Source organism: Terrabacter sp. Soil811, assembly GCF_001429655.1.
In the GTDB taxonomy this organism is placed as follows: domain Bacteria; phylum Actinomycetota; class Actinomycetes; order Actinomycetales; family Dermatophilaceae; genus Terrabacter.
Map to the genome: position 1 here is coordinate 24,557 of NZ_LMSX01000014.1, position 17,206 is coordinate 41,762.

Below are 17,206 nucleotides of genomic sequence, written 5' to 3' on the forward strand. Positions count from 1 at the left end.
ATGGTGCAGCGACTGCGAGTCCGAGGATCGATCGCCCTCGTCGGCGCCCTGGTCGCGGGAGGTGCGCTCGCCGTCCAGCCCACGCCCACGGCCGAGGCGGCGCCGACCCTCCAGGTCACGACGGTCGTGTCCGGCCTCGGCTACCCGTGGGACATCACCTGGGTCGGCGACCTCATGCTCTACGACCTGCGCGCCGGGCAGGTCTGGAGCAAGCGAGGCGGCAACGCCCCTCGACGCGTCGCCATCTCGGGCTTCCCCTCGCTCTACGTCAACAGCGAGGGCGGCCTGCTCGGCATGGTCTCCGACCCATCCGCGGCGACGAACAAGCGCTTCTACACCTGCCAGGCCGTACGCGACTCGGCGGGCAACCCGCTCGACGTGCGCGTCCTGCGCTGGCGACTGACCGGCGACACCACCGCGGTCTCCGACGGGTCGCCGGTCGTCACCGGGCTGCCCGTCACGAGCGGTCGCCACTCCGGCTGCCGGCTGCGCTTCGGCGGTGACGGCAAGCTCTACGTCGGCACCGGCGACGCGGCCACGGGGACCAACCCTCAGAACCTCGGCTCGCTCGGCGGCAAGGTGCTCCGGGTCAACGCCAACGGCACGGTCCCGACCGACAACCCCTTCTACTCCCGCGGTGGCAACGCCCGCTACGTCTGGAACTACGGGCACCGCAACATTCAGGGACTCGCCGTGCGGCCCGGCACGACCGAGCTGTGGTCGGCCGAGCACGGCACGAGCCGCGACGACGAGATCAACCTCTCGGTCCGCGGCGGCGACTACGGCTGGGACCCCGTGCCCGGCTACGACGAGACCACCCCGATGACCGACCTCGGCAAGTTCCCGACCGCCCGCGTGGCCATGTGGTCCTCGGGCGACCCGACCGTGGCGACGAGCGGGGCCACCTTCCTGCGCGGCTCGGCCTGGGGTGAGTGGCAGGGTGCTCTCGCCGTCGGGCTGCTCAAGGGCCAGGGCATCTACCTCATGCGCTTCAACCCGTCCCCCACGACGACCCGCCCCGCGACGGTGACCCGGATCGCGATCGCCCAGGGCTACGGCCGCATCCGAGCCGTGCAGCTCGGGCCGGACGGGGCGCTGTGGTTCACGACCTCCAACGGCACCGACGACAAGATCGTCCGCATCACCCCGAGAGCCACGGTGCCGAGACGGTCCGGCGGCAGCCTCATCTCGCCCGTCGGCGTCACCGCCGCGCGCACCGGGTCGCAGGTCACGACCTTCATCCGCGGCACCAACGACGCCGTCTCGTTCAAGCGCAGCACCAACGACGGGGCCTCGTGGGGTTCCTGGATCTCGGCCGGGGTCACCTCCACCGATGCACCGTCGGCGACGAGCTCACGCTCCGGGCGCGTCGACCTCTTCACCCGCAACAGCGCGAGGCAGCTCGTCCACACGTGGTACCAGGACGGCATACGCAAGGGGTCGGCCAACCTCGGCGGCACCGTCGTCGCCCAGCACGGGGCGTCGCTCGGCAACGGGACGATGGACGTCTTCGCCGTCGCGACCACCGGATCGGCCTGGCGCAAGCACTTCGACGGCACGCGGTGGAGCGGCTGGATCTCGGCGGGCGGGGTCTTCACGTCGGGCCTGTCCGCGTCGGCGAACCCCGCGAGCGGCGGCATCCTCGTGACGGGCCGCGGCACCAACGGTGCGACCTACGAGCGGACCTTCTACCCGACGACCGCGACGAGCAGCTGGGTCCAGCGCGGCGACAACCTCGCGGCGTGGTCCGACCGCGCCCTCGGCGACGCCTGGCCCGGTCGAGCCCTCGTCGCCGTCGGCAACGGGGTCGACGGCCGCGCGGTCGTCCAGCGCGGCAGCCTCCTCGTCGGGACACCTCAGGCCTTCACGTCGGCCCCCGACGTCGTGACGCGCGCCGACGGCACCTTCCTGCTCTTCGGCCGGGGCTCGGGCGGCGAGCTGCGGGTCTACGACGGGCGGGTCGGCGCCTTCACGAGCACGTCGCTCGGCGGCATCGTCCGCTGACGCCACCGGACCGGGCGCACCCACGCGTGCGCGCCGGTCTCAGGAGTGCGCGATGCACCGCGCACTCCTGGGGCCGAGGGCCACCTGCGGGACGAGCGCACACCTGCGCTCACGCTGCCCAACGTCGAGAGTCGACGATGGCTGCCTGGGTGCGAGCCCGGATGAGGGCGACGTCGTCGAGCGGGGGCCCAGACGTAGCGCGCGAAGAGCCACCCCTTGCGCCGCATGGCGTCCTCGCGCCGCTTCTCCCCGAAGGCGGCGCGCTTGTCGGCGTACTTCTCGGCGCCGTCGAACTCGACGAGGACCCGCGTGCCCTCGATCCGGAAGTCCGCGTACCGGTCCCCGACATCCGTGGCCACCTCGAGCTGCGGCTCGAGCCGGTAGCCGAGGGCCCGCAGCCGGTGGCCGATGACGCTCTCCCCCGGCGACTCGATGCGGCTGTCCGCCTCTCGCAGGATCGCGCGGACCGGCCCGATCCCGCGACACCCCGCGAGCAGCTCGCAGGCCGCCGTGAGCTGCTCGGTCGTGACCAGCCCTCGATGCAGCGCGGCGTCGGCCGGCACGAGGGCGCTGAGCGGCACCCCCTCCAATCCGGCCTGCACCACACCGACCGCGGTCGCCACCCGGTCGTCCGAGGTGCCGTGCGCGAGGCCGTATGCCGGGAGCGAGCGGTGGATCTTCACGTCGCGTCCGTGGCGCGTCGGGCCCACGCCGAGGGGTCAGCAGGCCGGCGCGCACGGCTCGCGCGACGGCAGCCGGGCCGTGGCCGGCAGCGCCGAGTCGGGCAGCGCTGACGACGTCGCGGTGGGCGAGCTGGTCGAGATCCATCGCCTCATTGTCGCGCGTCGGACGCCTCCGGCGCTCCGGGCCTGTGGACAGTGGTGACGCAGCACCCCGACGGTGCGGGTTCGTGCCAGAGATGCGCGTTCCGACGCGCACTCCTGGTGCGGGGACGCATCTCCCGAACCACCGCGCACCCCGCCCGCGCGCCGCGTGGGCGTCCACACATCGAGCAGCGATGTCCAAGGGGTGGGCACGTGGGGTTGAATGTCAGCGGTGACAACGGCGTCATCCGACCTCAACACGTCCGCCACGAGACCGTAGCGTGGCCGCACTTCGCAAGGGTGAATCCGTGACCGAAGCACCAGTCGTGACCCAGCCCATCACCATCCCGGCCGAGCTGCTGCCCGCCGACGGACGGTTCGGCTCCGGACCTTCGAAGGTCCGCCCCGAGCAGATCGACTACCTCAGCTCCCTGGGTCGCACGGTGCTCGGCACGTCACACCGCCAGGCGCCGGTCAAGAACCTCGTCGGCGAGGTCCGCCAAGGCCTGCGCGACCTCTTCTCCCTGCCCGACGGCTACGAGATCATCCTCGGCAACGGCGGCTCGACGGCGTTCTGGGACATCGCCGCCTTCGGCCTCGTCCGCGACCGCGCCCAGCACCTCGCCTTCGGGGAGTTCTCGAGCAAGTTCGGCAACGTCACGGCGGCGGCCCCCTTCCTCGGCGACCCGACGATCATCAAGGCCGACCCGGGCACGCTCGCCTCGCCGCGAGCCGAGGCGGGCATCGACGTCTACGCCTGGCCGCACAACGAGACCTCGACCGGCGTCATGGCCCCGGTCCAGCGCGTCGAGGGCGCCGACGACGACGCGCTCGTCCTCATCGACGCGACCTCCGGCGCCGGCGGCCTGCCCGTCGACATCACCCAGACCGACGTCTACTACTTCGCCCCGCAGAAGTGCTTCGCCTCCGACGGCGGCCTGTGGCTCGCGGCCTTCTCCCCCGCCGCGCTCGCCCGCGTCGACGAGATCGCCGCGTCGGGCCGCTGGGTCCCCGACTTCTTCAGCCTGCCGACCGCGGTCGACAACTCGCTGAAGAACCAGACCTACAACACCCCCGCGCTGTCCACGCTCGCGCTCATGAAGAGCCAGCTCGACTGGATGAACGGCAACGGCGGGCTCGAGTTCACGACCGGCCGCACCGAGGACTCCTCGAGCCGCCTCTACGGCTGGGCCGAGCAGACCGACTGGACGACGCCCTACGTCGCCGACCCGGCTGCCCGCTCGCAGGTCGTCGGCACCATCGACCTCGACGACTCCATCGACGCCGCCGCGGTGGCCAGCACTCTGCGTGCCAACGGCATCGTCGACGTCGAGCCCTACCGCAAGCTCGGCCGCAACCAGCTGCGCGTGGCGATGTTCCCGGCCGTCGACCCCGAGGACGTCACGAAGCTGACGCAGGCGATCGACCACGTGGTCGCAGCACTCGGCTGACCGCCCGCCCGCGTCCCCAGAGGGCCAGCTCCCGTATGCCGGGTGCTGGCCCTCGGCGCGCACGCCCGCTGTGAGCGCGTGACCTTTGGGTACGTCCCTCGTTGATCCGTGCAGACCGCCAAAGGGGGCGGCCGTCGCTTCCGAGGAGTCACCATGGTCCGCATCGTCCGCGCAGGCACCACCGCGCGCCGGGTCGCTGCAGCCGTGCCGGTCATCGCCCTGGCGACCGCCGGCATCGCGTTCGCCGCCACCCGCGGCAGCGACACCGTCGCACCGACGTCGGCGATCACCGTGCCCGACCAGGCCATCACCGAGGGCAGCCCGCTCTACCCGCAGGCCGGCCCGGCGCCCGCGCCGATGCAGCTGCCCCCGATCTACCAGACCTTCACCCAGGACTACGCCCGCGTGAACGTGGCCGGGCCGGCCAAGGGCGCGATCATGGCGATCGACTCGCTCGCGCCGGTCCGCCTGGACGCGAACGGCATACCCGCGGTGGCCGTCACGGCCTACCAGCGCGCAGCCGGCGTCCTCGGCAGCATCAAGCCCGGGTGCGGCGTCGACTGGGCCCTGCTCGGGGCCATCGGCCGCGTCGAGAGCAACCACGCGCGCTTCGGCGGCAACGTCCTCGACGCGAGCGGCATCGCCCGGCCCGGCATCATCGGCATCCCGCTCGACGGGTCCCGCGGCACGGCCCGCATCACCGACACCGACGGCGGTGCCCTCGACCGCGACACGACGTTCGACCGCGCCGTCGGCCCGATGCAGTTCATCCCGACGTCGTGGTCCATGGCCGGCCGTGACGGTGACGGCGACGGGGTCGCCAACCCGCAGAGCCTGACCGACGCGACCACCGGCGCGGGGGTCCTGCTCTGCTCGGGCGGCACCGACCTGCGCAAGCCCGGTGCGGCCTACGACGCCGTGCTGCGCTACAACCACTCCGACTCCTACGTGCGCACGGTGCTGTCCATCGCCGACGCGTACCGCCGCGGCGTGGCCGTGGTCCCGATGAGCGCGATCCCCGCCGCCCGCCCCGCTGCCGGGAGTGGCTCGGCCACCCCCGAGGGCTCGGGCTTCGCGTATGCCGGTTCGCCGGCTCCCCGTTCGACGGCTTCGCCGAGCGCACGCCCCACACCGAGCTCCTCGGCGAAGCCGTCACCCGCACCGTCCAGCACCTCGAAGCCCTCGGCGTCACCGAAGCCGTCGGCGTCGCCCAAGCCGGTCCCGAAGCCGAAGCCCGGCGCGCCCGGCTTGCCGATCCCGCTGCCGTCGGTCCCCGGCGTCCCACTGCCGTCGGTGACGGTGCCGCTCCCGCCCGTGCCGAAGGTGCCCGTCCCGACCCTGCCGGCCGAGATCGTTCGGCTGCTCGCCCTGCCGCACCTGCCGCTGCTGAGCGGCGACCCCAAGGACCTCGTCCGGGTGCTCGACCCGCTCACCGCGAAGGTCGTCTGCGTCCTCGACACCAAGGTCGTGACGTGTCCCACCGGAGGTCTGCTCGGCTGAACGACCCCCGTCGGCCGAGCAGCACCCCACACCGCGAGAGCGGCCGCCCGTCCGGGCGGCCGCTCTCGTCGTCTCCGCGGCAGGCGTCAACCGCGCGTGACGCAGCGATCGTCAGGCGCCGGCGCCGGCGATGGGCGGCGCGGAGGCGTCGGCCTCCTCGCTGCTGGCCTCGCGGCGGAGGTACTCCTCGATGTTCTCGACGTCGGCGCGGTTGCGCCGGACGACGGTCAGCAGGTCGGACATCGAGCTGACCTCCTCGACCTGCTCCTTGATGAACCACTGCATGAACTGGTCGGACGCGAAGTCGTGCTCCTCGCGGGCGACGGCGGTCAGCGCGTTGATCTGGTCGCTGACGCGCTTCTCCTGGACCAGGGCGAGTTCGACGGGCTCGACGATGTCAGCGAAGGTGTTGGTCGGCGCGGCCACGCCCGGGATCGCCACCGTCGAGTCGGTGTCCAGGAGGTACTGGACCATCATCATCGCGTGGTCGCGCTCCTCGACCGCCTGACGGTAGAAGAGCGCTGCCATCTGCGGCATCGTCAGGGTGTCGTAGTAGACCGCGATCGCGACGTACTGCTGGTGGGCGGCGTACTCGTGGCCGATCTGCTCGTTGAGCAGGTCGACGAACCTCTGGGCGGCCATGGTGGCTCCTCCGCACTGGTCTCGACGGGTGGGGCAGACGCCCATCCTAGGGACGCGGTCCGGTCCCGTTTGCGCCCGCCCACACGTCGGTCCGCACCGTGGGGAGGGGCCTGGCCCGGGTCGGGCCTCGCCCGACGGCTCAGCGGTTGACGAACGCGGCGATGACGGCGATGGCGATGAAGAGCACGAGCGCCGCGACCGTGATGCGGTGGCGGAACTTGAAGTTCACTTGGTCACCTCGGGGGCCGAGGACACCACCGAGGCGAGCTGGATCCGGAGTCGGGGGCGCCGCTGGGTCTGGATGGTCACCGCGACATTCTGCCGACGTGCGACCCAGAGTCCAACCGCGGCGAGGCTGAGGCCCACCGCGATGGTGCCGATGGCGATCGTCCAGCGGGGTCCCCAGACGTCACCGATCCACCCGATGACGGGCGCGCCGATGGGCGTGCCCCCCATGAAGATCGCCATGTAGAGGGCCATGACCCGTCCCCGCATCACCGGGTCGACGCTGACCTGGACCATGGCGTTGGCCGTGGTGAGCGCGGTCAGGGCGGAGAGGCCGGTCGGCACGAGGAAGACGGCGAACATGACGTAGTTCGGCGCCGTCGAGAGGAAGGCCGTCGACACCGTGAAGCCGGCGAGCGCGACGAGGAGGACCCGCATCCGGGGCCGGGCGCGACGGGCCGAGAGCAGGGCGGCGGTCAAGGAGCCGACGGCCATGATCGAGCCGAGCAGGCCGTACTCCCCCGGACCCTTGTCGAACACCTTGGTGGCCATGAGCGCCATCGTCAGCTGGAAGTTCATCCCGAACGTCCCGAGGACGAAGACGAGCGCCATGATGAGCACGAGGTCGGGCCGTCCCTTGACGTAGCGCAGTCCCTCACGGATCTGACCCTTGCCTCGGGCACGCGGTGAGGGCGTCAGCAGGCTGGTGTTCATCCGCAGGAGCGCCACGAGGACGAAGACGAAGGTCGCGGCGTTCACGTAGAGCGCGGGCGCGATGCCGAACCACGCGATGACGAGGCCGGCGACGGCGGGCCCGACGAGGCGACCGAGGTTGAACGAGGCACTGTTGAGCGCGACGGCGTTGGGCAGGTGCTCGGTGTCGACCATCTCGGAGACGAACGTCTGCCGGGCCGGGTTGTCGACGGCCGTCGCGACGCCCTGGAGGAAGGCGAGGGCGTAGACGTGCCACAGCTCGACGACCCCGGCCGCGGTGAGCACCGCGAGCAGCAGGGCGGTGAGGAGCAGCGCCGTCTGGGTGAGGAAGAGGATGCGCCGCTTCGGGAAGCGGTCGACGAGCATCCCCGCGAACGGCGCGAGGATGAGGAAGGGCAGGAACTGCAGTCCCGTGACGATGCCGAGCGCCGTCGACGAGTGATCGGTGAGGACGGTGAGGACGAGCCAGTCCTGGGCGACGCGCCCCATCCACGTGCCGATGTTGGAGACGATCGCGCCGGAGGCGTAGATGCGGTAGTTCGGGATCGAGAGGGAGTGGAAGGTGGGGCTCATTCGCTGGCCACCTTGGCCAGCACGGCGGCTGCCCGCTGGAGCAGCTCGCGCTCGTCGTCGGTGAGCTGCTCGAAGCGCGAGAGCATCCACTCGTCGCGGTGCTTCCGGATCCGCTTGAGCGCCTTGCGGCCCTCGGGGGTCAGCGACAGGATCACCTGTCGGCCGTCGGTGGGGTCGTCGGCCCGGGCTACGTAGCCGCGCTCCACGAGCATGTTGGTCGTGCGCTTCATGCTCGGGGCGGACACGCGCTCGATGTCGGCCAGCTCGCTGTTGGTACGGGCCGTGGCCTCGAGGCGGCAGAGCACGGAGAACTGGTGCGGGGGCAGCTCACGGTCGGACTCGAAACGGACCCGCCGCGAGATGCGCATGCAGGCGAGTCGGATGTCGTTGGAGAGTGAGACGAGCTCGGCTCTGGAGAGCCGGATGGTCGGGTTCTTGGCAGTCAAGGGCGGATCCTCGGAAGTGCAGTCTGGTGATGCTTAGCCTAACTCATTACCTCGGCTAACCATTCCCAACCCTGGACAGACCGGGCACGCTCCGATCCGCAGACCCGACGCGTGAAGGCCCCCTCCCGAGCGGGAGGAGGCCTTCACGGCATACGTGCCCTGGTGTGGTGTGGAGCGAACCGCCTTGTGCGGCAGCGTCACTCAGGTGAGCATCGACTCCAGCGGCGCCTTGATGAAGTAGACGACGAAGAACGCGGCGACGATCCACAGCAGCGGGTGGATCTCGCGGCGCTTGCCACGAGCCATCTTGACGAGCACCCAGGCGATGAAGCCGGCGCCGATGCCGACGGTGATGTTGTAGGTGAACGGCATGAGCACGATGGTGAGGAAGGCCGGCAGGGCGACCTCCATGTCGTCCCAGTCGATGTTCTTGACCTGGGTCATCATGAGGAAGCCGACGATGACGAGCGCCGGGGCCGCCGCCTCGGACGGCACGACGGCGAAGAGCGGAGCGAGGAAGGTCGCGAGCAGGAAGAGCACACCCGTCACGACCGACGCGAGGCCGGTGCGGGCCCCCTCCTCGACGCCCGACGCGGACTCGATGTAGGACGTGTTGCTGCTGACGCCACCGGCGCCACCCGCGATCGCGGCGACCGAGTCGACGACGAGGATGCGGTCGGTGTGCGGCGGGTTGCCGTCCTCGTCAAGGAGCTTGGCCTCGGTGCCGATCGCGACGACGGTGCCCATCGTGTCGAAGAAGTCGGCGAGCAGGAGCGAGAAGACGAACATGACGGCCGTGACGACGCCGATCTTCTCGAACGAGCCGAGCAGGCTGAACTGGCCGAGGATCCCGAGGTCCGGGGTGTTGGTGATCGAGTCGGGCAGCTTCGGCACGGTGAGGGCCCACGCCGACGGGTTGGTCAGGGCGCCCTTGTCGTCGAAGACCCGCGGGCCGATGCTGAAGACCGCCTCGAGCAGCATCGCGAGGACGGTCGCCGCGACGATGCCGATGAGGATCGCGCCCTTGACCTTGCGGATGAGCAGGACCGCGATGAGGAAGACGCCGACGACGAAGACGAGGGTCGGCCAGCCGTCGAGGCTACCGCCGATGCCGAGCTCGCTCGGGACCGAGCCGGGGGTCGTGGGACGGCGCGCGAAGCCGGCGTCGATGACGCCGATGTAGGCGATGAAGAGGCCGATGCCGACGGAGATCGCGACCTTGAGCGGCCCCGGGATCGCCTTGAAGACCGCCTTGCGGAAGCCGGTCAGCACGAGCACGAGGATGATGACACCCTCGATGACGACGAGGCCCATGAGGTCGGCGAAGGTGATCTTGTCGGCCGAGTGGGTGATGACCATGCCAGTGATGAGGCCGTTGATGCCGAGCCCCGCAGCCAGCGCGATCGGGAAGTTCGCGACGAGCCCCATGAGGATCGACATGACGCCGGCGATGACCGCCGTGCCGACCGCGACGAGGAGCTTGCTCTCGGTCAGGTCGGTCGTGCCACCGATCATGGTGCCCGAGCCGTCGATGACGCCCGAGAGAATGATGGGGTTGAGGACCACGATGTAGACCATCGTGAAGAAGGTGACGAAGCCGCCCCGGACCTCGCGAGCGACGGTCGACCCGCGCTCGGTGATCTTGAAGAAGCCGTCGAGCCCGGTCAGTGTGGGCGCTTTGCGTGTATCCGTCGACATGGCGCACACCCTAGTGGCGGCGCGTTTCGTGTGTGTGACGAGACCCTAGGCTGTCCACGTGACCGACGAGACCACCCCGGACGTGCCGACCGACGCGCCGACCGACGCGTCCGAGCCGACGACGCCGGAGCAGATCGCGCCGCTGCCCGTGCCGATGCTGCGGATCATCGAGGTCGGGCTCGCGGCGTGGGTCGTGGCCCTCGTCGTCATCCTCGCGGTGCCCGCCCTCCACGAGGGTGACCGCGACTGGTGGCCGTGGACGTGCGTGGCCGGCTTCGTGCTCGGCGCCATCGGCTGGGTCTACGTGTGGCGCGGGCGCGGCAACGCGAGCGACGCCGCCTGAGCCGCACCCACCGCCGGTCCCACCGCCGGTCCCACCGCCGGTCCCACCGCCCCGGGAAACGCACGAACCACCCGGGTATGCCGGGTGGTTCGTCGTGGTCGGGCGCGGTCAGTCGGTGACGGGGTCGTCCGAGCCGTGCGACTCCTCAGCCTGATCGGACTGCTCGGCCTGGTCCTCGTCGTCCCGGTCGACGCGCTCGGCCGGCTCGAGGTCGACCGCGAACTCGTCGACGATCGGCTCCCCGATCGGCGTCGGCTCGGGGTGGTCCAGGTCGGTCTCGGAGTGGGCCCCGCAGCCGTGGTCGAGCGAGACGACCCGGCCGTCGGACGGGCTCCACTCGTTGGCGCACACGCCGAACGTCGCGCGCAGGGCGCCGGCCATCGGCAGGAAGTATCCGCACGTCGTGCAGTGCTCGGTGGCCTTCGTCGCGATCTCGGCGGTCGGCCCGTGGTCGCCGTCGTACCAGCGGCTCGCCGCGACCTCCCGCCCCTCGGCGGAGAGCACGCGCGGACGTCCGAGCCCGAGCTCGAAGAAGGCCATCTGGTCGACGTCCTCCTCGCCCGTGGCCTCGAAGCCGGCCTCGAGGTTGGGGTCGTCGGGGCGGAAGGGCAGCACGTCGCCGGCGCCGAGGTCTCCGGGAGCGAGCCGGTCGGCATACGGCAGCCACTCGGGCGCGAGGACGGCGTCGGGACCGGGCAGCAGGTTGGTCTCGCAGACCGTCGCCACCTTGGCGCGCGACACCCGGGCGACGCTGACGCCCCAGCGCCAGCCGCGATAGCCCGGCGACGTGCACTCGAACCAGTGCATGCCGAGGCGCTCCTCGAGCAGGTCCATGCCGAGGTGCGCGCCGATGGTTCCGGGCTCGGCGACGTCCTCGAGGACGCTGCGGGCGAGGTCGGACGCGGCCAGCAGCACGGCGTCCGTCTTGGGGGCGGTGACGGTCATCAGCTCACTTCTCCAGCTCGTCCGCGAGGCCGCGCAGGGCGCGAGCGACGTTGGAGACGAGCTTGCGGTCGGGACGGCGTCCGGAGCGGTAGCCATTGCCGACGCCGTCGAGGAGCTGCACGACGTCCTCGATGATGACGGTGAGCTCCTCCGGCGTCCTGCGGGTCTGTGCGGTCTTGTTGGCGGCGACGGACTGGACCGGGTCGAGCACCTTGACCGACAGCGCCTGGGCACCCTTGCGGCCCTCGACGATGCCGAACTCGACACGCACGCCCTTCTTCAGGGTCGTGACGCCCGCGGGGAGCGCGTTCGCGTGCAGGAAGACGTCCGCGCCCGAGTCCTCGGAGATGAATCCGAAGCCCTTGTCCGCGTCGTAGAACCTGACCTTGCCAGTCGGCACAGTCCACCTCGTTCAGATCTCGGTCGGCCGCGTCACGGCACGACTCGATGGCGCTCCTTGCGCTCCGCTCCAGCCTAACGGCTCGGGGCAAGCCGGATTCCGCGCCGCGCAGGCGCCGAGGCCCCGACCGCCGGCCGGCCGACCTACGCTGGGGCATGCCCACGCCCCTGCACCTCGAGTCGTCCCGCGCCCTGCCCGTCGAGGTCGCCGACGCCTACGACCGCCTGCTCCCCCACCCGCTGACCGACCTCATGTCGCGGCGCTACGGGCTGCTGCCGCCGATCCGCGAGGTGCGCGACCAGACCGGTCCGTGGGGCGAGGTCGGGCAGACCCGGACCATCGCCCTGGCCGACGGCGGGACGATGCGCGAGCGCCTGACCGAGGTCGTGCGGCCCCAGCGCTTCGACTACGTGCTCACCGACTTCACCGGGGCGTTCAAGCCGCTCGTCTCACACGTCGACGGCCGCTGGGCCTTCACGCCGGAGGGCACGGGCGTGCGGGTGACGTGGAGCTGGACGCTGCACCCGACGAGCACGTATGCCGCCCGCGTCCTGCCGCTCGTCGGCCGGATGTGGCGGGGCTACGCACGTCAGGCCCTCGAGCAGACGTCGGACGTGCTGCTCGGCCGCTGAGGCGTCACGTGGCCGGTCGGGCTGACGGGGTCAGGCCGGGGAGATGCCCCACGTGCCGGTCCACTCCTCGCGCGGGGCGAGCACGACGAGTCCGTGCCCGGAGTTGAAGGCGTCGGCCGGGCAGCTCATCGGCTCGACGGCGATGCCGACCTCGCCCTTGCGGTCCTCGGCGATCGCGGTGAAGACCTGCAGCCACGGGAAGGCGGCATCGGCCCAGAGCGTCGTCGTGCGGTCGGCGGCCGACACCGTGGCGCGCCACATGCCGTCGGGGTCGCGAAGGACGTCGGTGTAGGCGGTGTCGAGGCGCGCCTCGCCGACGGGGCGGCGATCGCGGAAGTCGTACGGCTCGCCGTCGACCGGACGGTTCGCGGCGGGGAGCAGTCGCTCGTCGACCTCGACCCACGTCGACCCCGGGATGCGCAGCTCGACGTCGGGCAGCAGGGTCTCGCCGATGGCGAGGTAGGGGTGGGCGCCGTAGCCGAAGGGCGCCTCCGACGGGCCGACGTTGCGGGCGGCCGTCGTCACGACGAGGCCCGAGTCGTCGAGCAGGTAGGTGGTGCGCAGGTCGAGGAAGTGGTCCCACCCCGGCTGCGGGTGCAGGCGGTAGCCCACGGTGACGCGGTCGTCCTCGAGCTCGACGAGCTCCCAGAGCGCCCAGCGCACGAGTCCGTGGCTCGCGTTGCCACGGGCGACCTCGGTGACCGACAGCTGGTGCTCGGTGCCCGCGAACGTGAAGCGCCCGTCGCGGATCCGGTTGGGCCAGGGCATGAGCTGCTGCCCTCGGCCGGACGCGCAGGTCTCGTCGGCGGCGTAGCCCGCGACGACGTCGACGCCGTCACGGGTGAACGTGCGCAGGCCGCCCCCGACCTCGACGACGGTCGCCTCGAACGGGCCGTGCCCGACGGTCCACTGCTGCCCGGTCGGGTGCGCCGGGGCGTTCTCGGCGGGTGTCGCCGGTGAGAGCGCGCTCATGGGGGCAACGCTAGCGGGCGCGTCCCCGGCGCGAGTCGGAGGCACGGCGTGCGGGCAGTAGGTTGGGAGGATGGCCACCTCGAGCCGGAGCCTCGCCGACGACATCCGCGGTCGCAGCGACGCAGAGCTCATCGACCTCGTGCTCGCGCGCCCGGATCTCGCGCGCCCCGCCCCGGCCGACCTGACGAGCCTGGCCGCCCGTGCCGGCACCCGGGCCAGCGTGCAACGCGCCGTCGAGGCGCTCGACCGGGGCCACCTGCAGGTGCTCGAGGCCGTCGTCGTCGCGGGCGACGCCGCCGAACGCAGCACGCTGCTGCACCTGCTCGGCACCGACGACGCCGCGACCGTCGACGCGATCGTGCAGGACCTGTGGCAGTCGGCCCTGCTCTGGCGCGGCGCCGACGGCGACCACGTCGTGCGCACCTTGCCCGAGGTCCTCGGCACGGCGGTCGCCGGGCTCGGCGCGCCGATGCGTGAGCTGCGGCCCTCGTCGCTCCCCGAGCACGCCGACCCCGAACACATCCGGGCCGCCGTCGCCGAGGCGCCCGACGACTCGCGGGCGATGCTCGAGCGGATGACGTGGGGGCCGGCCTTCGGCGTGCTGCCCACGGCCACGCCCGGACGCACGACGGCCCGGTGGCTGCTCGAGCACCACCTGCTCGTCCCCGTCTCGACCGACCGCGTCGCGCTCCCCCGCGAGGTCGGGCTCGTGCTGCGGCAAGGCCGCCTGCACCGGTCGGCCGAGCTGACGCCGCCCGACATCGAGGCCCGACCCGTCTCGCTCGTCGACGCAGCTGCCGGCGGTGCCGCGAGCGAGTGCCTGACCCACCTCGACGAGCTGGCCGCGACCTGGGGCGCCGAGCCACCCCGGGTGCTGCGCGCCGGCGGCCTGTCAGTGCGGGACCTCCGCGTCACCCAGATGGCGCTCGACCTCGACCCCGAGCACACCGCCTTCGTCGTCGAGCTGGCGTATGCCGCCGGGCTCGTCGCCGACGACGGCGAGGTCGTGCCGGTGTGGGCCCCCACGTCCGAGATCGACGAGTGGAGCTCGAGCGAGGCCGGGCACCGGTGGTCGACGCTGGCCGTGGCCTGGCTCGGGTCGACCCGAGCACCACACCTCGTCGGTCGGCGCAGCACGGGCACCGGGGCGGCCAACGCCCTCGGCCCCGACGTGCAATGGCCGGCGATCCGTGCGATCCGCCGCGAGGTGCTGCGCGAGCTGGCGTCCCTCGAGCCGGGCCACGCTGCCGACCACACCTCGCTGCGCGAGCGCCTGGCGTGGCGCCGGCCGAACCGGTCCGCCGCCGTCCTCGACGAGGCCGTCGAGGCGGTGCTGCGCGAGAGCGAGTGGCTCGGCGTGACCGGTCGCGGCGCCCTGTCCGAGGCCGGCCGTGCGCTCGTCGCCCCGCTCCTCCCCCCGCCCGCACCCCCAGTTCGAGGTGGTGGCGCGAGCAAGGCGGGTGTCGCGAACACCTCGAACGGCAGGCGCCCCGCCCGCGGTCGAGGTGATCGCGCGAGCGGCAGCGCTGCCGACATCACCTCGAACGGGCAGACGTCGGCCGAGCCGGGAGCCGTGGCCGAGGCCGTCGCCGCGGCGATGTCGGCCCACCTGCCCTCGCCCGTCGACCACATCCTCGTCCAGGCCGACCTCACCGCCGTCGCCCCCGGGCCGCTCGTCGGCGGCCTCGGGTCGTTCATGCGCCTCGCCGCCGACGTCGAGTCCCGCGGCGGCGCCACCGTCTACCGCTTCACCCCCGAGTCGGTGCGCCGCGCGCTCGACGCCGGGTGGACCGCGGCCGACTTCACCGAGACGGTGCGCCGGTCGAGCCGCACCCCGGTGCCGCAGCCGCTCGAGTACCTCGTCGCCGACGTCGCGCGCAAGCACGGCCAGACCCGGATCGGCGGCGCGGCGGCCTACATCCGGTCCGACGACGAGGCCGTGCTCGACACGATGCTCGCGTCGCGCGACCTCACGCCTCTCCGGCTGCGGCGGCTCGCGCCGACGGTGCTCGTCTCGTCGGCGGACCCGCGCGTCCTCGTCGAGCTCTTGCGCGACAACGGTTTCGCCCCCGTCCACGAGGGGCAGGACGGCGCCGTCGTCCACGCCGAGACACCTCGCCGACGGGCGGGTGCACGCCGCCGGGGTCCCGGTCCGATGGTCTCCCCGGTCGACCGGCCCTACACCCAGTCGCTCGTCGACGGGCTGCGCGCGGCCGAGGCGACCGCCGACCAGCGCCGCGTCGAGGACGAGACCCGACCCGGACCGCGCATCCAGGCGATGGACCCCGTCGTGACCCTCTCGCTGCTGCGTGACGCCGTCGCCGACCGGCACGGCGTCTGGATCGGCTACTCCGACGGCCACGGAGCCACGAGCCGCCACCTCATCCACCCGCAGAAGGTCGAGGGCGGCCGCGTCCGAGCCACCGACGAGTCCGGCCACGAGAAGTCGTTCTCGGTCCACCGCATCACCGGCGCGACGCTCGAGAGCTGAGCAGCCTTGGCAGGCAACGACGTCCGCGGGGGTCAACGGCCGGCATACGTGCTCCACGACCACCGGAAGCCGCGGCCGCACTTCGACCTGCGGCTCGAGGAGGAGGGCGTCCTGCGCTCGTGGGCGGTGCCCAAGGGCCTGCCGACGACGAGCCGGCACGACCGCCTGGCCGTCGCGGTCGACGACCACGACCTGGACCACCTGACCTACACCGACGAGCACAAGTCGGTCGCTGACACCGGCTGGTGGGAGGAGGAGTCCCGCGACGACCACCGGATCGTCTTCGTGCTCCACGGGCAGACCGGGTCACGCCGCTACGCCCTGATCCGGACCGACCGCGACTGGCTGCTCCACCTCACCAAGGACCAGCCCTCCGACTGACGCGTGGGCGGGTCAGGCGCCGGCGAGGGCGCGCACGACGTTGCTCGGCGACGGGCGGCCGAGCTGCTGCGCCATCCACACCGACGTCTCGACGAGTGCATCGAGGTCGACCCCGGTCTCGACGCCCGCGCCGTGCAGGGCCCAGACGAGGTCCTCGGTGGCGAGGTTGCCGGTCGCGGACTTCGCGTAGGGGCAGCCGCCCAGGCCCCCCGCGGCCGCGTCGACGACCGAGACGCCGTCGCCCAGGGCGGCCATCGTGTTGGCGAGCGCCTGACCGTACGTGTCGTGGAAGTGCACGGCGATGCGGTCGGTGCCGATGCCGCGGGCGTCGAGCGCCTCGAGGAGCCGGTGGACGTGGCCCGTCGTGCCGACGCCGATGGTGTCGCCGAGGCTCAGCTCGTGGCAGCCGAGGTCCATGAGCCGCTCGGCCGTGTCGACGACCTGCTCGATCGGCACCGGACCCTCCCACGGGTCGCCGAAGCACATCGAGACGTAGGCGCGCACCCACATCCCGTCAGCGAGGGCACGCTTCACGACCGGCTCGAACATGGCGTACTGCTCGCTCACCGACCGGTTGAGGTTCTTCTGCGCGAAGGTCTCGGTGGCCGAGCCGAAGATCGCGATCGCACCGAGCCCGAGCTCCTCGGCGCGGTCGAGGCCTCGTTCGTTGGGCACGAGGGCCGGACGGCGGCGCCCGAGCCCGTCGGCGCCGAGGCCGGCGAGCACCTCCTCGGCGTCACCCATCTGCGGCACCCACCTCGCCGGGACGAACGAGGTCGTCTCGATGGTGCCGAGCCCGGCAGCCTCGAGACGGCGGATGAACTCGACCTTCGTCGCGGCCGGGACGATCGTCTTCTCGTTCTGCAGGCCGTCGCGCGGACCGACCTCGTAGATCGTCACCTTCGGGGGCAGCCCCGTCGCCGCCTCGACCTGTGGGGATCGCATGCGCCCATACTGTCACCAGC

Annotated in this window: 16 protein-coding genes; 7 read left to right on the forward strand and 9 right to left on the reverse strand. The window is 72.2% G+C overall.

Annotation, left to right across the window (positions count from 1 at the left end; all coding sequences use genetic code 11):
- Positions 1-2,004, forward strand: coding sequence for a PQQ-dependent sugar dehydrogenase (locus tag ASH01_RS23505; protein ID WP_082620090.1), 2,004 nt, complete (start codon positions 1-3; stop codon positions 2,002-2,004).
- On the opposite strand, the gene ASH01_RS23165 is transcribed toward ASH01_RS23505, so the two are convergent.
- The gene (locus ASH01_RS23165; protein ID WP_156415710.1) at positions 1,947-2,687 is read right to left on the reverse strand and encodes a hypothetical protein; all 741 of its coding nucleotides are present in this window, start codon (positions 2,685-2,687) and stop codon (positions 1,947-1,949) included. The two genes, ASH01_RS23505 and ASH01_RS23165, sit on opposite strands and share 58 nt — an antisense overlap.
- Before the next feature lie 467 nt (positions 2,688-3,154).
- Here ASH01_RS23165 and serC point away from each other — a divergent pair, with 467 nt between their 5' ends.
- Both serC and ASH01_RS21935 read left to right on the forward strand, forming a co-directional pair.
- Positions 3,155-4,279: a phosphoserine transaminase gene (gene serC, locus ASH01_RS21930; RefSeq protein ID WP_056781383.1), complete on the forward strand. Its 1,125-nt coding sequence runs from the start codon at positions 3,155-3,157 to the stop codon at positions 4,277-4,279.
- Between the two features lie 153 nt (positions 4,280-4,432).
- The gene (locus ASH01_RS21935) at positions 4,433-5,779 is read left to right on the forward strand and encodes a lytic transglycosylase domain-containing protein (RefSeq protein ID WP_056781385.1); all 1,347 of its coding nucleotides are present in this window, start codon (positions 4,433-4,435) and stop codon (positions 5,777-5,779) included.
- 111 nt (positions 5,780-5,890) lie between these two features.
- On the opposite strand, the gene ASH01_RS21940 is transcribed toward ASH01_RS21935, so the two are convergent.
- The 4 genes from ASH01_RS21940 to ASH01_RS21955 form a co-directional block, all read right to left on the reverse strand.
- Complete coding sequence (locus ASH01_RS21940) at positions 5,891-6,421, reverse strand: ferritin (protein WP_056781388.1); 531 nt, start codon at positions 6,419-6,421, stop codon at positions 5,891-5,893.
- Positions 6,422-6,646: 225 nt separating this feature from the next.
- Positions 6,647-7,933, reverse strand: a complete 1,287-nt coding sequence (locus tag ASH01_RS21945) for an MFS transporter (RefSeq protein WP_056781391.1) — start codon at positions 7,931-7,933, stop codon at positions 6,647-6,649.
- The gene (locus ASH01_RS21950) at positions 7,930-8,379 is read right to left on the reverse strand and encodes a MarR family winged helix-turn-helix transcriptional regulator (RefSeq protein ID WP_056781393.1); all 450 of its coding nucleotides are present in this window, start codon (positions 8,377-8,379) and stop codon (positions 7,930-7,932) included. The genes ASH01_RS21945 and ASH01_RS21950 overlap by 4 nt, the downstream gene beginning before the upstream one ends.
- A gap of 201 nt (positions 8,380-8,580) precedes the next feature.
- Positions 8,581-10,077 carry an NCS2 family permease gene (locus ASH01_RS21955; protein WP_056781396.1) on the reverse strand — a complete coding sequence of 499 codons (1,497 nt, stop codon included), beginning with the start codon at positions 10,075-10,077 and terminating at the stop codon, positions 8,581-8,583.
- Between the two features lie 58 nt (positions 10,078-10,135).
- Here ASH01_RS21955 and ASH01_RS21960 point away from each other — a divergent pair, with 58 nt between their 5' ends.
- Positions 10,136-10,420: a DUF2530 domain-containing protein gene (locus tag ASH01_RS21960; protein WP_056781398.1), complete on the forward strand. Its 285-nt coding sequence runs from the start codon at positions 10,136-10,138 to the stop codon at positions 10,418-10,420.
- A 108-nt stretch (positions 10,421-10,528) separates the two neighbouring features.
- Here ASH01_RS21960 and ASH01_RS21965 read toward each other — a convergent pair whose 3' ends face one another.
- Together ASH01_RS21965 and ASH01_RS21970 are read right to left on the reverse strand one after the other, a co-directional pair.
- Complete coding sequence (locus ASH01_RS21965) at positions 10,529-11,365, reverse strand: DUF3027 domain-containing protein (protein ID WP_056781400.1); 837 nt, start codon at positions 11,363-11,365, stop codon at positions 10,529-10,531.
- A gap of 4 nt (positions 11,366-11,369) precedes the next feature.
- The gene (locus tag ASH01_RS21970) at positions 11,370-11,765 is read right to left on the reverse strand and encodes a cold-shock protein (protein WP_056781403.1); all 396 of its coding nucleotides are present in this window, start codon (positions 11,763-11,765) and stop codon (positions 11,370-11,372) included.
- A gap of 155 nt (positions 11,766-11,920) precedes the next feature.
- Here ASH01_RS21970 and ASH01_RS21975 point away from each other — a divergent pair, with 155 nt between their 5' ends.
- Positions 11,921-12,397, forward strand: coding sequence for an SRPBCC family protein (locus ASH01_RS21975; protein WP_056781406.1), 477 nt, complete (start codon positions 11,921-11,923; stop codon positions 12,395-12,397).
- A gap of 30 nt (positions 12,398-12,427) precedes the next feature.
- Here ASH01_RS21975 and ASH01_RS21980 read toward each other — a convergent pair whose 3' ends face one another.
- Positions 12,428-13,369 carry an aldose 1-epimerase family protein gene (locus ASH01_RS21980; protein WP_056781409.1) on the reverse strand — a complete coding sequence of 314 codons (942 nt, stop codon included), beginning with the start codon at positions 13,367-13,369 and terminating at the stop codon, positions 12,428-12,430.
- Between the two features lie 70 nt (positions 13,370-13,439).
- Between ASH01_RS21980 and ASH01_RS21985 the strand changes: the two genes are divergently transcribed.
- Together ASH01_RS21985 and ASH01_RS21990 are read left to right on the forward strand one after the other, a co-directional pair.
- On the forward strand, positions 13,440-15,860 hold the full coding sequence (locus ASH01_RS21985) for a helicase-associated domain-containing protein (protein WP_056781413.1): 2,421 nt from the start codon (positions 13,440-13,442) through the stop codon (positions 15,858-15,860).
- A gap of 6 nt (positions 15,861-15,866) precedes the next feature.
- Positions 15,867-16,241, forward strand: coding sequence for a DNA polymerase ligase N-terminal domain-containing protein (locus tag ASH01_RS21990; RefSeq protein ID WP_056781417.1), 375 nt, complete (start codon positions 15,867-15,869; stop codon positions 16,239-16,241).
- Positions 16,242-16,253: 12 nt separating this feature from the next.
- Here the strand turns inward: ASH01_RS21990 and ASH01_RS21995 are convergent, their stop codons facing one another.
- On the reverse strand, positions 16,254-17,186 hold the full coding sequence (locus ASH01_RS21995) for a hydroxymethylglutaryl-CoA lyase (protein WP_056781420.1): 933 nt from the start codon (positions 17,184-17,186) through the stop codon (positions 16,254-16,256).
- Positions 17,187-17,206: the final 20 nt, after the last annotated feature.

Excerpts from the sequence above, each read along its gene's own strand:
- ASH01_RS23505 (WP_082620090.1), top strand. The coding sequence starts at position 1 with ATGGTGCAGCGACTGCGAGTCCGAGGATCGATCGCCCTCGTCGGCGCC.
- ASH01_RS21935 (WP_056781385.1), top strand. The coding sequence starts at position 4,433 with ATGGTCCGCATCGTCCGCGCAGGCACCACCGCGCGCCGGGTCGCTGCA.
- ASH01_RS21940 (WP_056781388.1), bottom strand. The coding sequence starts at position 6,421 with ATGGCCGCCCAGAGGTTCGTCGACCTGCTCAACGAGCAGATCGGCCAC.
- ASH01_RS21945 (WP_056781391.1), bottom strand. The coding sequence starts at position 7,933 with ATGAGCCCCACCTTCCACTCCCTCTCGATCCCGAACTACCGCATCTAC.
- ASH01_RS21955 (WP_056781396.1), bottom strand. The coding sequence starts at position 10,077 with ATGTCGACGGATACACGCAAAGCGCCCACACTGACCGGGCTCGACGGC.
- ASH01_RS21965 (WP_056781400.1), bottom strand. The coding sequence starts at position 11,365 with ATGACCGTCACCGCCCCCAAGACGGACGCCGTGCTGCTGGCCGCGTCC.
- ASH01_RS21975 (WP_056781406.1), top strand. The coding sequence starts at position 11,921 with ATGCCCACGCCCCTGCACCTCGAGTCGTCCCGCGCCCTGCCCGTCGAG.
- ASH01_RS21980 (WP_056781409.1), bottom strand. The coding sequence starts at position 13,369 with ATGAGCGCGCTCTCACCGGCGACACCCGCCGAGAACGCCCCGGCGCAC.
- ASH01_RS21985 (WP_056781413.1), top strand. The coding sequence starts at position 13,440 with ATGGCCACCTCGAGCCGGAGCCTCGCCGACGACATCCGCGGTCGCAGC.
- ASH01_RS21995 (WP_056781420.1), bottom strand. The coding sequence starts at position 17,186 with ATGCGATCCCCACAGGTCGAGGCGGCGACGGGGCTGCCCCCGAAGGTG.